The sequence below is a fragment of the Parabacteroides sp. ASF519 genome (genome assembly GCF_000364265.2).
GTDB classification, from domain to species: Bacteria; Bacteroidota; Bacteroidia; order Bacteroidales; family Tannerellaceae; genus Parabacteroides; species Parabacteroides goldsteinii.
Genome location: NZ_AQFV02000006.1, coordinates 2,368,593 through 2,381,948, shown reverse-complemented (window position 1 = coordinate 2,381,948; position 13,356 = coordinate 2,368,593). Strand labels below are relative to the sequence as shown.

Annotated in this window: 10 protein-coding genes and 1 tRNA gene; 8 read left to right on the top strand and 3 right to left on the bottom strand. The window is 43.8% G+C overall.

Annotation, left to right across the window (positions count from 1 at the left end):
- Nucleotides 1-2: 2 nt before the first annotated feature.
- The 4 genes from C825_RS09275 to C825_RS09260 all read left to right on the top strand — a co-directional run bounded on the left by C825_RS09275 (nt 3) and on the right by C825_RS09260 (nt 5,138).
- Complete coding sequence (locus C825_RS09275; protein WP_010802274.1) at nt 3-2,048, top strand: BNR-repeat neuraminidase N-terminal domain-containing protein; 2,046 nt, start codon at nt 3-5, stop codon at nt 2,046-2,048.
- A 24-nt stretch (nt 2,049-2,072) separates the two neighbouring features.
- Nucleotides 2,073-3,143 (top strand): metallophosphoesterase, encoded by a 1,071-nt coding sequence (locus C825_RS09270; RefSeq protein ID WP_007657319.1) that lies wholly within the window; start codon nt 2,073-2,075, stop codon nt 3,141-3,143.
- A gap of 83 nt (nt 3,144-3,226) precedes the next feature.
- Complete coding sequence (locus C825_RS09265; protein ID WP_007657316.1) at nt 3,227-4,129, top strand: alkaline phosphatase family protein; 903 nt, start codon at nt 3,227-3,229, stop codon at nt 4,127-4,129.
- A 13-nt stretch (nt 4,130-4,142) separates the two neighbouring features.
- Nucleotides 4,143-5,138, top strand: a complete 996-nt coding sequence (locus C825_RS09260) for a metallophosphoesterase family protein (RefSeq protein ID WP_010802273.1) — start codon at nt 4,143-4,145, stop codon at nt 5,136-5,138.
- Nucleotides 5,139-5,773: 635 nt separating this feature from the next.
- Here the strand turns inward: C825_RS09260 and C825_RS09255 are convergent.
- Nucleotides 5,774-8,731, bottom strand: a complete 2,958-nt coding sequence (locus tag C825_RS09255) for a PEP/pyruvate-binding domain-containing protein (RefSeq protein ID WP_010802272.1) — start codon at nt 8,729-8,731, stop codon at nt 5,774-5,776.
- 260 nt (nt 8,732-8,991) lie between these two features.
- Between C825_RS09255 and gdhA the strand changes: the two genes are divergently transcribed.
- Nucleotides 8,992-10,326: an NADP-specific glutamate dehydrogenase gene (gdhA, locus tag C825_RS09250; protein ID WP_010802271.1), complete on the top strand. Its 1,335-nt coding sequence runs from the start codon at nt 8,992-8,994 to the stop codon at nt 10,324-10,326.
- Between the two features lie 64 nt (nt 10,327-10,390).
- Complete coding sequence (locus C825_RS09245) at nt 10,391-10,873, top strand: ferritin (protein WP_007657301.1); 483 nt, start codon at nt 10,391-10,393, stop codon at nt 10,871-10,873.
- A gap of 73 nt (nt 10,874-10,946) precedes the next feature.
- Here the strand turns inward: C825_RS09245 and ruvC are convergent, their stop codons facing one another.
- Entirely contained in the window at nt 10,947-11,507 is a 561-nt protein-coding gene (gene ruvC / locus C825_RS09240; protein WP_007657299.1) for a crossover junction endodeoxyribonuclease RuvC, read from the bottom strand.
- Nucleotides 11,504-11,818: a DUF4286 family protein gene (locus C825_RS09235; protein WP_007657297.1), complete on the bottom strand. Its 315-nt coding sequence runs from the start codon at nt 11,816-11,818 to the stop codon at nt 11,504-11,506. Before C825_RS09235 ends, ruvC begins: the two co-directional genes overlap by 4 nt.
- 82 nt (nt 11,819-11,900) lie before the next feature.
- Between C825_RS09235 and C825_RS09230 the strand changes: the two genes are divergently transcribed.
- Nucleotides 11,901-11,974: transfer RNA gene (locus C825_RS09230), tRNA-Ala, on the top strand.
- A 152-nt stretch (nt 11,975-12,126) separates the two neighbouring features.
- Nucleotides 12,127-13,287 (top strand): site-specific integrase, encoded by a 1,161-nt coding sequence (locus tag C825_RS09225; RefSeq protein WP_010802270.1) that lies wholly within the window; start codon nt 12,127-12,129, stop codon nt 13,285-13,287.
- Nucleotides 13,288-13,356 lie beyond the last annotated feature (69 nt).

The window sequence follows — 13,356 nt, the reverse complement described above, 5'->3', positions numbered from 1 at the left end:
CCATGAAATACATATTCACTCTTTTATTTATCAGCCTTTTTACAAATTTATCTTTTATACACGCCTCAAACGATAATCTTGCCCTTCACCTGGACGGGCAAGATAACAATGTCCGTACCGGCATCGGTATCCTGAAAGACTCATGGACACTGGAGACTTGGATCAAGGGCGATGATAATTCATGGAAAGATCTTGAAGTTATCTTCGGGGGAGGAGAATACAGCCTGTTGAATATAGCGGATTATCTGCCGCTTGTTATCGAGAATGGCAGGCTGCATAACACATGGGCTGATTTATGGTCGGAAGATGTATTGGATGACCAGTGGCATCATGTGGCATTAAGTTGTGACGGAGTTGTCACCAAGCTGTATCTGGATGGAGAAGTTGTCGACAGTAAAACGACTGCCATATCCGTATTGCCTGGAGCAATTGGTGTAAATGAAGGTGAACCGACTACGTTCGGCGGGTTAATGGATGAAGTCCGCATATGGAACTCGGCAGTATCAACCGAAACATTAAAAGAGTGGATGGGGAAACCGCTTGAACCGACTCATCCCCAGTTTGGCACGCTGGTTGCCTACTATAACTTCGATGACGGTATCGAAGATGTTTCAACCAACTGGGTGGGAAAAGGTGACTTGGGATACCACCTGAGAAACGGCAGAAACAAATATAACGGTACTGTTCCACTGGCCTATACCGTAGTAAACGATAACCCCAAATTCATAAAACCGGATAAACAACAGGAATTATTCAACGCAGTCGTCATCGATAGCGAATGGGACGTCGACCAGGGAAGTCTGGATGATCAGATCCTTAAATTAAGAATAGCCGTTATCGGAAGCCAGGCCCCGTTACGCCTGACAGAACTTTCTCTTGATTTATCTGAAACGACTGCTTTATCCGATATAAACAGTCTTCACGTATATTATACGGGAAAAACTGCCCGGTCAGGAGTCAAAACCGAATTATTCGGCAAAGGAGAAAAGCCTCAAAAGAAAATGACTTTTAAAGACGAACAGGGTGTCGTAACACTGACTCCTGGTATCAATTATTTATTGGTCACAGCCGATATAGCAGAAAAAGCCATCGCCGGTAACAAAATAAAAATATCCGTACCTTCTTTCAAACTGGAAAAAACCGGATATACTCCGGAAGTTAGTGACGGTATCATTGAAAAAAGAATCACGGAAAGCAGCAAAAACAATCCCAACATCGTGAAAGTCCTGCAATGGAATATCTGGCACGGAGGTGTTCATGTCGGGAATGACGGTCTCAGCCGGGTTATAGATCTCGTAAAGGCATCCAATGCCGATATTGTTACCATGCAGGAAGGCTACGGAGGTCAGCAACGGATCAAAGACTCACTGGGATATTACATGCAAACACCTTCCCTGAAAGACAATCTGGTTCTCTTCAGCCGTTATCCTATAACTGAAGTTATACCGACAAAGAAGAGTTTCAACTCCAACCCTGTGAAACTGACATTACCCGGCAACCGACAACTATTAGTTAACGCCTGCTGGTTACGTTATGCTTATAACCCGGAATATTCCTGCAATTACCCCAATATAGGACATAACACTTCGGTTTGGGTGGCAGAAGATGCCCTACGCGGTTTGGCGGATATGCAACATATTATGGAAAAGGATACGAAACCTTATCTGACGGATGACGATACTCCCATTATTATCGGAGGTGACTTTAACTCTTGCAGCCATCTGGACTGGACCCAAGCAGCTGCACCCATACATTTCGGATATGGTCCCGTACCTTTCCCTATCTCGCAATATATGTTGGACGAAGGATTTAAAGACAGCTTCCGTGAAATCAATCCGGATGAAGTAGCCCGCCCGGAAGGGACATTTGCCGTTATTTACGGACAACTACAGGTCAGCCGTATTGACTTTCTCTATTACAAAGGAAAGAATATCAAAGCTGTTTCTTCCAAAATAGTAAAAACAGCACCGGAGATCGATGATGTCTGGGCTTCCGATCATGCTGCTGTCCTGACTGTCTTTGAAATAATATCACCATCCGAGAAATAACTACAATTTAAAAACTAAATACACATGAAAAAAGGACTTCTTTTATTCGCCGCCGGCCTATTCAATCTGGCAGCAATTACCGCACAGGTTCAGCCTGTGCAACCCAAATTAACGGACGACAAATCATTTTCCATGATTCTGTTCCCTGATCCGCAAAGTTACACGAAATTCGATGTCAACCAGCCTTTGTTCGAACTGATGACCGCGTGGACGGCAAACAATAAGGAGAGACTCAATATCGAAGCTGTGCTCTGTACCGGCGATCTGGTAGAGCAGAACGAAATCCGTATCCCTGACGGAGTGAACGGCAACCAGACCAGCGAAGAACAATGGAAAGCTGCTTCGCAAGCCTTTGCCCGACTGGATAATAAACTGCCTTATGTTGTCTGTACCGGAAACCATGATTACGGATATGAAAAAGCAGAGAACCGTCTGTGCCGTCTACCGGAATACTTCCCGTCAGAAAGAAACTCCTGCTGGAGAAACTCACTGGTCGAAGTAGGAAACAACTACCAGGGAATCCCGACACTCGAAAATGCTGCTTATGAATTCAATACGGAAACATGGGGCAAAATCCTGGTGATCTCTTTAGAGTTCGCCCCACGTGACGAAGCTATCGAATGGGCAAAAGCAGTAACGGAGAAACCCAAATATACCGATCATAAAGTGATCCTATTGACTCACTCCTATCTGACCGCCGAAGGAAAACGGCGCCTGAAAGAGAACTATAAAATATCTCCGGCAAACTATGGGGAAGCCATCTGGCAAAAGCTGGTCTATCCGTCCAAAAACATATGCATGGTCATTTGCGGACATGAATGTGAAATTGCTCCGTATAAAGATAATGTAGGTTTCAGTATCGAAAAGAATGCAGCCGGCAAAGATATTCCACAGATGATGTTCAACGCCCAGACCGCAGACGGTTTCTGGCATGGCAACGGAGGTGACGGTTGGTTACGGATTATGGAGTTTATGCCTGACGGACAGACGATCAAGATAAAAACATTCTCTCCCCTCTTCGCTATCTCCCCGACAACAGCTGATAAATCCTGGAGAACCGAGTCGTACGATCAATTCGATATTACTATAAAATAATGATAAAAGAACTTATGATAATTGGGTATTCGAGCCAATTATACATACCTTTGGTGAACTAATACAAAATTTAAACACATATCATGAAACAAAGAAATTTATTACTTATTCTGGTTTTAGCCATCGTTACAATCAGTTCGGCTTTTGCTGCCAAACCAAAAGCCAAACACGTAATCTGGATCGGCCTGGACGGCTGGGGTGCTTATAGTGTGGAAAAAGCAGAGATGCCCGTCACCAAGCAGTTTATGAAAGACGGTTCTTATACCTTGAAAAAACGTTCCGTTTTACCTTCATCCAGTGCAGTGAACTGGGCTTCCATGTTTATGGGAGCAGGTCCGGAGATTCACGGATATACCGAATGGGGCTCTAAAACACCTGAACTTCCTTCACGCGAACTGAATCAGCACGGCATCTTCCCGACAGTATTCCAGCTATACCGCGACGCCGCCCCGAAAGCAGAGATCGGTTGTATCTATGACTGGGACGGCATCAAATATCTGGTAGACACACTGGCACTCAGTTATCATGCCCAGGGACCGGATTACAATAAAAATCCAACGGCTCTGACTGAAATGGCTGTTAAATATATTACTGAAAAAAAGCCCAATTTGTTTGCCGTAATTTTTGATAATCCGGATCATGTAGGTCATGCAGACGGACATGACACCCCTTCTTACTACAAAACGCTGAAAGAACTGGACGGCTATATCGGACAGATCGTTGAAGCAGTAAAAAAAGCCGGCATGATGGATGAAACTATTTTCGTTATCACAGCCGACCACGGCGGTATCAACAAAGGACACGGAGGCAAGACTATGCAGGAGATGGAAACTCCGTTCATCATTGCAGGAAAGAACGTAAAGAAAGGCTATTGCTTTGACGACATCAGCATGATGCAATTCGACTGTGCCTCCACACTGGCTAAATTATTAGGTCTGACTCAGCCTCAGGTATGGATCGGACGTCCGATGCCGGTATTCAAATAAATAAGAGAAAACAATGAAACAGTTATTTATAAGTGCATTATTCCTGTTGGGTGGCCTGTTGAACGGTAATGCCCAACAGCCGTCACTGAAGTTCAATAAAGACGGAAAGTTCAAGATCGTCCAGTTTACTGACGTACATTATATATATGAGAATCCTAAATCGGCCATTTCGATTGAAAGGATCAATGAAGTGCTGGATGCTGAAAAACCGGACCTGGTTCTTTTCACCGGCGATGTGATCTACGGAAAACCAGCCGAAGAAGGCATGCGGAAAGTCTTAAAACTGGCCTCCGACCGTAAGATTCCTTTTGGAATCACATTCGGTAATCACGACAACGAGCAGGGTCTGACACGCACCGAGCTATTCGACATCATTAAAACGATCCCTTACAACCTGACAGATTCTGTAAAAGGTGTATCGGGAGCAAGCAATTATATCCTACCGATCAAATCATCGGATGGAAGTAAGGATGCTACCATCCTCTATTGCATGGATTCACATTCATACTCCCAGATCAACGGCATCGGCGGATACGATTATATCAAATTCGACCAGATCCAATGGTATCGTGAGAACAGTGCCAAATACACCAAACAGAACGGAGGTACCCCGATTCCTTCACTGGCATTCTTCCATATCGCTCTGCCGGAATACAACCAGGCGGCTTCCGACGAAACAGCCATTCTGGTAGGAACACGTAAGGAAAAGGCTTGCGCCCCGCAACTCAACTCCGGACTGTTCGCTTCCATGAAAGAAATGGGCGATATACAGGGAGTATTCGTTGGTCACGACCACGACGACGATTATGCCGTTTACTGGAAAGGCATCCTGCTGGCTTACGGTCGTTATACCGGTGGCAACACTGTTTACAACAACCTGACAAACGGTGCCCGCGTGATCGAAATGACAGAAGGTGAGAATGGTTTCAAAACCTGGATACGCCTGAAAGGCAATGAAATCATCAACAAGGTGAATTATCCGTCAGACTTTATTAAAAAGAAAGACTAACCGATCTACATTATATTCAACGAAGGAATTGTGTCAAAAATGCACTAAACATGCACACAGATGACACACTTTCTTCGTTACAAAAACAAAGGAGTAATTGAAAAGAGTCTCACAAGTCTCATCAGTCTCACCCCCCCTTTTTCTTTTTACGCATTCTCGTCCGCACAAACACAAATTTACTTATACTCCTAAAACACAATATATTACATTCACTTTTTCTTTCTTTACCTCTTCAATTTGTTCCTTTTTTTATTAAAGTCCTGGACAAATTTCTTTTATTGGAATATGGTTATTACAGTCATATTGAGTAAGCATAGTATGAAGAACGAATAAGCACCGGAAACAAAACGGGTAGGCACCGGTGAGATAACGGATAGGCATCGGTGAAAGAACGGGTAACTACTCATTGAAAATGTCCGGAGCAAACAGTAAAAAAAGATTTCCATGCTTGATTTTCATCCTCAAAATAGACCTTATATTATTATATATGAATAAATTACGCATCATTTCGAAAAAAGACGCATTTTCAAAAATGGGGGTGAGACTCTTGAGACTTGTGAGACTCCTATTCTTCACGAAGTAGTCAAAATACGATAAAAAACGGAGCCTTATAGCAAAGCTCCGTCTTCCTTTTATCATTCCGGCTTAAGTACCACACCCAAACTCTTCTTCCCGTCCATCTTAATGACGATCGGCTTGTCGAAATGGATATGCCGCAGATATTCGGTATCCTCGACAGCCGGCAAGGCATTCAGATACTCCTCGTCAAACCAGCCGTCTCCTTTGAACGGGTTGATGGTGAAATATCCGACACCAAAGGATGTCAGGTTCTGGAAGAAATGCGTTCCCTGGCTCGGGTCGACACGATAATTTTCCAAACCACACTCCACGATTACACGGGCATTGCTGATATGCGGCCACTTCACCGGAATCCCCAGCCAATGATCACTGCTTCCCCAACGTCCGGGACCGACCAGCACGTAATTCTTCTCTTCTTCCGTAAAACGACGGTTCAGTTTTTCTATTTCATAGGCAATCAACTGGTTGTTCGACGAGTTGAAAGCACCGCTCTTTACATAGATAATATCCTGCACATCCGTCACGATGCCATGACCGAGCACACTGGTAGACGAAAGGATCGTTTCCTCATTACCGACTTGCGTCAGGTCTTCATCCATGATTTCCTTATTATCGACAATCGGACGAATTTGAAGGAGATAGAAAGTTGCCTTGTCGTGGTTGTTCGGATCGACATTTACCGCAAACTCTATTTCAACAGGACGTCCCATCTCGGCCTGCCCGATGCGAAGTAACTCATCCAACGTCTTCGCCAGAGGGAAAACGTCGTGTTGGAGAATATTTACGAACGACAGGATCTTACGACCACCGGGATAATAACCGTCACGGATAATCTGGTCATACGGATCATAAGTGGAAACAATATATTTCAGGGAACCGTCCGCATCGGCTTCCTTCAGTCCCAATCGTTGCAAGTTAAACGAATCATCGATAGAGAACTGTTCTGCCAGGTTCTTCAGGTCGAGTGCATAGAAACGGGTTTGCGTCTCACGGAGAGCAAAATCCATCGTACTCATCTGCAAGATATTGTGCGGATGACGGGGAGAGAAACGCAACGTCTGTCCGCCATCTACGATATATTTACCCAGACCGAGGGCAATATTAGCAATTCCGTCTTCCGCCTTTTCGTTACCGATCGGGTAGAAATTCAGCGAACGGGCCACGCCGGAGATAGTCGGGTAGAAATGATCGTTGTAACGGTTTCCCACCACTTCCTGCAAAACGATCGCCATCTTTTCCTGATCGATCAGGTTGGACGTAGCAGTCATATATCCCTTACTGTCACGGTAAAAGACGGAAGCATAAACCGCCTTGATCGCATCGCTCAGCAGGCGGAGCATTTCATATTTATCTTCCAACCGGGGAATCATATAGGTAGAATAAATCCCGGCGAAAGGTTGATAATGCGAATCTTCCAGCAAACTGGACGAACGGACGGCTATCGGGCTTTTCACCACATCGAAGAATGCCATCAGATCATCGATCAAACTGGCCGGCAGACTGGCACGGAGAAAGTATTTCAGTATCGTTTCGTCATCCGCATCACTCAGGGCGACGGGCAGAAGTTCGTTTGTCTCCATGAACTCATCGAAAATATCCGTACAGATCACAACGGTCTTCGGAATATTCGTGTTAAAGTTCTCCGTCTCCAGTTTGGGATAACGCTTGACCATAGCGCCCATAAAGGCCAGTCCTCTACCCTTTCCTCCCAACGAACCGTCACCGATACGGGCAAAGTTACTGTATTCGTCGAAACGGTCTTTCTGATAAATAGCCACGACACCGGAGTTCTTCATGCGACGGTACTGTACAATCAGGTCGAATATCAGCTTACGTGCTTCATCCATATCCTTATAATCGCTTACATCGACCCGCTTCAACACTTCTGCCGGCGGAAACATGGCACGCGAATAAAAGAAACGGGAGAAATGGTTGCGCGAAAGGTGATAGACCAGCGAATCGTCGGGAATCTGATACACTTTCTTTTGCAAGTCCTTCAAATCTTTGATACGCATAATCTCTTCCTTCGTCTGCGGATTCAGGATCACAAAGTCACCGAACCCGAAACGCTGCATGATCTTCTTACGCAAATCCTGCGGGTAGCTTTTTGAATTCTTATCGATAAACGAGGCTCCCAACTCTTTGGCATATACTTTATTACTCGACTCGGACGATTCCAGCACAAAAGGAATGATCAATCCGGTCTTGCGGACATACTGTCCGAACTTGTACCCGGCATAGGGATCTTTCACCCCGTCGTGCATAAAGCTCATATCCGAAACGATACCGAGCATATTATCCCGGTATTGATTGAAAATACGGACAGCCTCTTCATAAGTACGGGCCAGCTTGATTTTGGGACGACCACGCATACGAAGCGTCTGCTGATGACCGTTCAGCGCTTCCTTTGCAAACATCTGGCTCTGTTCCAAGACGAATTTATACAGATGGGGCAAAGCGGACGAATAGAAACGGATGGAGTCTTCCACCAGCAAGATGATCTGTACCCCGACACTTGCCGTATCGTCGGGTGCATTCATCTTATCCTCAATCAGTTTGATAATAGCCAACAGCAGCTCGGCATTACCCAGCCAACTGAATACGTAATCTATCGCACTCAGGTCTTCATTGGCAATACGTTTGGAGACCTCTTTCGAGAAAGGCGTGAGCACCACGATCGGGATATTCGGATAATGTATCTTTATCTCCTTTGCCGCCGCAAAAATATCGCGGTTATCCATATTCGGCATGCAGATGATTAATTCGAAATTACGATCTTTTAGTTCGGCAAGCGCCTCTTCTTCCGTTGTCACCTGAGTAAAACGGGGAGGATAACGCAGGCTGAGTGAGGTATATTCATTGAATATCTGTTCATCTACCCGTCCGTCGTCTTCCAGCATAAAGGCGTCGTATTTTGTAGCGATAAGCAGTACATTATATATACGCTTATTCATTAGATTGGCGAATGATGTGTCTTTAAACACAAGGTTCTGAAAGTCCGGTATTCCGCTCATAATGATTTCATAGAATTATATGCGCCCAAAAATAAGGAAAAATATGCTAGGTAGGTTACATAATCATATCCCAATCACCACAAATAACCGAAAAACTTCAAACGAACAACCACTTTCAGAAGCTCTACTTCCTCTCTCTATTCCAAAATATGCATCAAAAACATAATTTTCACTATCAAAAAGTAAGCAAAACACTTGGTCATTCCATAGGATTCGCTACATTTGCCTACACATTGTTATTCCTAAAAGCAAGAAACGCTATGAAGACAGAAGTTATTTTATCTGCACTGGAAGCAAAGCACCCGGGTGAAAAAGAGTACTTGCAGGCCGTGAAAGAAGTTCTTTTATCAATAGAAGAGGTTTATAACCAGCATCCAGAGTTCGAGAAAGCCAAAATCATCGAACGGTTGGTTGAACCCGAACGCATTTTTACTTTCCGTGTACCTTGGGTAGACGATAAAGGTGAAGTGCAAGTTAATTTAGGATATCGCGTACAATTTAATAATGCGATTGGCCCGTATAAGGGAGGAATCCGTTTCCACCCGTCGGTAAACTTATCTATCCTGAAGTTCCTGGGCTTCGAGCAAACATTCAAAAATGCGCTGACAACTCTGCCGATGGGCGGCGGTAAAGGTGGTTCCGATTTTGCTCCCCGTGGCAAGAGCGACGCAGAAATCATGCGTTTCTGCCAGGCTTTCATCATGGAACTGTGGCGTAACCTGGGACCGGACCGCGATGTTCCGGCAGGCGACATTGGCGTTGGCGGACGTGAAGTCGGTTATATGTATGGCATGTACAAAAAACTGGCCCGCGAAAACACCGGTACTTTTACAGGTAAAGGCATGGAGTTCGGAGGTTCGATCCTTCGTCCGGAAGCAACCGGATACGGTGCTTTATATTTCGTACATCAAATGCTTGAAACTCACGGCATAGATATAAAAGGTAAGACAATTGCCGTTTCCGGTTTCGGAAATGTGGCCTGGGGAGCAACGAAGAAAGCGACCGAATTGGGAGCCAAAGTCGTAACCATCTCCGGTCCGGACGGATATGTTTATGATCCGGACGGTATTTCGGGTGATAAAATCGAATACATGCTGGAACTGCGTAACAGTGGCAACGATATCGTAGCTCCTTATGCCGACGAATATCCCAACGCTACTTTCTATCCCGGTAAGAAGCCCTGGGAACAGAAAGTGGATATCGCCCTACCCTGCGCCACACAGAACGAACTGGATGCCGACGATGCACGTAAGCTGATCGAGAACAAAACATTATGCGTTGCCGAAGTTTCCAACATGGGATGTACAGCCGAAGCAGTCGACCTGTTTATCGAACACAAACAACTATTTGCCCCGGGCAAAGCGGTTAATGCCGGCGGCGTAGCTACTTCTGGACTGGAAATGACACAGAATGCCATGCATATCTCCTGGACTGCCGATGAAGTGGATGCCAGATTGCATCAGATCATGGGCGCCATCCACGAACAATGTGTCGCCCACGGTAAAGACGGTAATTATGTGAACTATGTGAAAGGTGCCAACATTGCCGGCTTCATGAAAGTTGCCAAAGCCATGATGGCACAAGGTATTGTATAAAATAGTCTGGCACACTTTTTGTGACCAATTTTATACAAATACAACTCAATAAAAGTAAAATATTATGATCTTAAGTAAGAACTTATCAAAGGCTTTCAATGAACAGGTAGAAGCTGAAATGTGGTCTTCAAACCTGTACCTGTCGATGTCGATCTATTTCCAGAAAGCAGGACTGAACGGTTGTGCACACTGGATGCGGAAACAGGCTGAAGAAGAGATGGAACATGCCCACAAAATGATCGATTTCGCTATCGACCGCGGAGGCGACATCGTCATCAACCAGATCAATGTCGTTCCGACTGCATGGGGTACTCCACTGGAAGTATTCGAACATGTCTACAAACACGAAGTACATGTATCAGAACTGATTGACAAGATGGTCGATATTGCTGAAGCAGACAACGATCATGCAGCTAAAGACTTTTTATATGGTTTCGTTCGCGAACAGGTAGAAGAAGAATCGACAGCAAAAGCAATCGTCGACAAGTTGAAGATGTACGGCGAACATCATGCCATCCTTCTGGATCATGAACTTGGCAAAAGATAATTTCTTTCCCCAATAAAAAAACTCCGGTTCCTGTTAACCAAGGACCGGAGTTTTTTTATGCTGTAATCTCTACTTACTTCCGTACTTTACCGGGATTCTTTGCCATGAAATCTTTCCATCCGCTATACTTCTTCTCCGAAATCGGATTATTTGTCTGGAAATAATGACAAACAGCAGCTGCCAATCCGTCGGTTGCATCCAGCTGAGGCAACATCGACTCCTGAGGGATATGCAGAAAACGTTGCAACATTCCCGCCACCTGTTCTTTGGCTGCATTTCCGTTACCGGTAATAGACATCTTGATCTTCAACGGTGCATATTCAAAGATAGGAATTTCGCGTTCCAATGCTGCTGCCATAGCAACACCTTGCGCCCTTCCCAGCTTCAACATACTCTGTACGTTCTTCCCAAAGAACGGTGCTTCGATTGCCAATTCGTCAGGGTGATACTGGTCGATAAGGGCCAGTACCCGTTCGAATATCTTTTTCAAACGCAAGTAATGGTCTTCGTACTTATTCAGTTGAAGAACGCCCATGGCTTCGAGCTTCGGTTTATTTCCTTCAATCTTCAGAACGCCGTATCCCATCACGATTGTTCCGGGGTCGATACCCAATATGACACGGTCTTTCGTCATGACTCCAGGTCTATTTCCTCCAATAAGGTACTGAAGCCCACCAGCTTTGTTCCGAAACGGTTCACTAGCTCCTGTTGCAGGTCACGGCCTTCGGACTGCATCCAATACTCCAGCGTTTCCGGATTCTTTACATGAAACTGAACCGAATAGCTGGTTGCATCCTCCGTCTCGTCCTGTAAAATACGACGCAGATAAGGTGTCCGCAGAAACCCGCTAGCTGCCGCACGGGGTATATAACTCTTTTTCAGATACTCAATACACTCGGCAAGGATATCATTCTCTATATTAAATGTTGTATTATAAACGATCATATTCTTTTTCTCTAAATTTCTTACACAAAGATAGTGCTAATATCAGGAAAAACTCTATATTTGCACTCGAAAATAAAACAACGGGGCATTAGCTCATCTGGCTAGAGCGTTAGACTGGCAGTCTAAAGGTGATCGGTTCGAGTCCGATATGCTCCACAATTTAACAGCTATTCACAAAGGCGACATTCCGCAAGGGATGTCGCCCTTGTTGTTTTATGGCATATCAATCACATACAAGCATGTTCATAAAATAAATTCACAAATATTCATTATTCAATGTAGGTAAAACTAATATTGTAGGTAAATATATGGCAACATTTAACGTATCACAGAAAAGAGTTAACAAACATGGAGAAGCTCCTGTTTACATTAGTTTTTATATCAATCGTGAAAAAATAGAGGTTCCGACACGCATTAGTGTCCCCCCTACTTATTTCGATAAGGAGAGCGGTATAATCAAAAAATCATATGAATTTGCATCTGATAAGAACCTGATCATATCAAACATAAAAGCAACTATCAATGATATACTCGTCTGCTATCGTTTACGGAAAGAACGCTTAACACCTGATTTATTCTGGAAAGAATATAACTCTCCCAGAAATCATCAGGATTTTTATGAATTTTGTGAGGAATATCAACGATTACGGTTTCAGGAAGTAGCCAGTGCCACACAAAAGAAACATCGTTCCAGTATAAATAAACTAAAAGCATTTCAACAAGAGTTATCATTCGACCAACTAACAACTGACCTGTTTCGCCGTTTTGTTCTTTACCTTAGAAACAAACGAGGTAATGAAGAAATCACTATTAATAAAACAATCGGAATCATTGCTGTATATATCAATGAAGCCATAAAAAAAGAGATCATAAAAGAGAGTCCTATCAAAAATGTTAAACTCCGAGGTGCAATGGACACCAATGCAGAATCCTTAGAAGAGCAAGAATTAGTTACACTTGTTAAGATGTATCATCAACATATATTTACAGGAACAACTCACGATGTATTAGAATTTTTCCTTTTCATGTGCTTCAGTTCATTACATATATCTGATGCTAAATCCTTACAGATTGATCAGATTGGGGATTCTGAATTTTGGTACATGCGCGGTAAAATGGTAAACATACGACCACGAGTAGTAAGAGTCCCTATTTCAGAACCACTCCGACAAATAATTAACCATAAACGCAAGAACAGAAAATCCGGAACTTTATGGGAAGGCATGATCTCTGACCAAAAAATAAACGAGAAATTAAAGATTATAGCTTCTGCTGCCGGTATAAAAAGAGAACTTTGTGCAAAATTCGGACGTCATACTTTCGCAACCATTTTTTTACGAAAAACGAAAGATATCAATACTTTAAAAGAAATCATGGGACATAGTAATATCAGACAAACATTAGTTTATGCCCATGTTCTTGATCAAGATCGACAACAAGGAATCAAGGTGTTTGATTCTTTTGCTTAATACAAGTATTACGTTATTCTTGTTCATCATTCCACAAATCAACATCAGATTTGATATTCCGGGTACCTA

Coding starts and splice junctions, on each gene's coding strand:
- C825_RS09235 (WP_007657297.1), bottom strand. CDS start 11,818: ATGATCGTTTATAATACAACATTTAATATAGAGAATGATATCCTTGCC.
- C825_RS09225 (WP_010802270.1), top strand. CDS start 12,127: ATGGCAACATTTAACGTATCACAGAAAAGAGTTAACAAACATGGAGAA.
- C825_RS09255 (WP_010802272.1), bottom strand. CDS start 8,731: ATGAGCGGAATACCGGACTTTCAGAACCTTGTGTTTAAAGACACATCA.
- C825_RS09265 (WP_007657316.1), top strand. CDS start 3,227: ATGAAACAAAGAAATTTATTACTTATTCTGGTTTTAGCCATCGTTACA.
- C825_RS09245 (WP_007657301.1), top strand. CDS start 10,391: ATGATCTTAAGTAAGAACTTATCAAAGGCTTTCAATGAACAGGTAGAA.
- C825_RS09260 (WP_010802273.1), top strand. CDS start 4,143: ATGAAACAGTTATTTATAAGTGCATTATTCCTGTTGGGTGGCCTGTTG.
- gdhA (WP_010802271.1), top strand. CDS start 8,992: ATGAAGACAGAAGTTATTTTATCTGCACTGGAAGCAAAGCACCCGGGT.
- C825_RS09270 (WP_007657319.1), top strand. CDS start 2,073: ATGAAAAAAGGACTTCTTTTATTCGCCGCCGGCCTATTCAATCTGGCA.
- ruvC (WP_007657299.1), bottom strand. CDS start 11,507: ATGACGAAAGACCGTGTCATATTGGGTATCGACCCCGGAACAATCGTG.
- C825_RS09275 (WP_010802274.1), top strand. CDS start 3: ATGAAATACATATTCACTCTTTTATTTATCAGCCTTTTTACAAATTTA.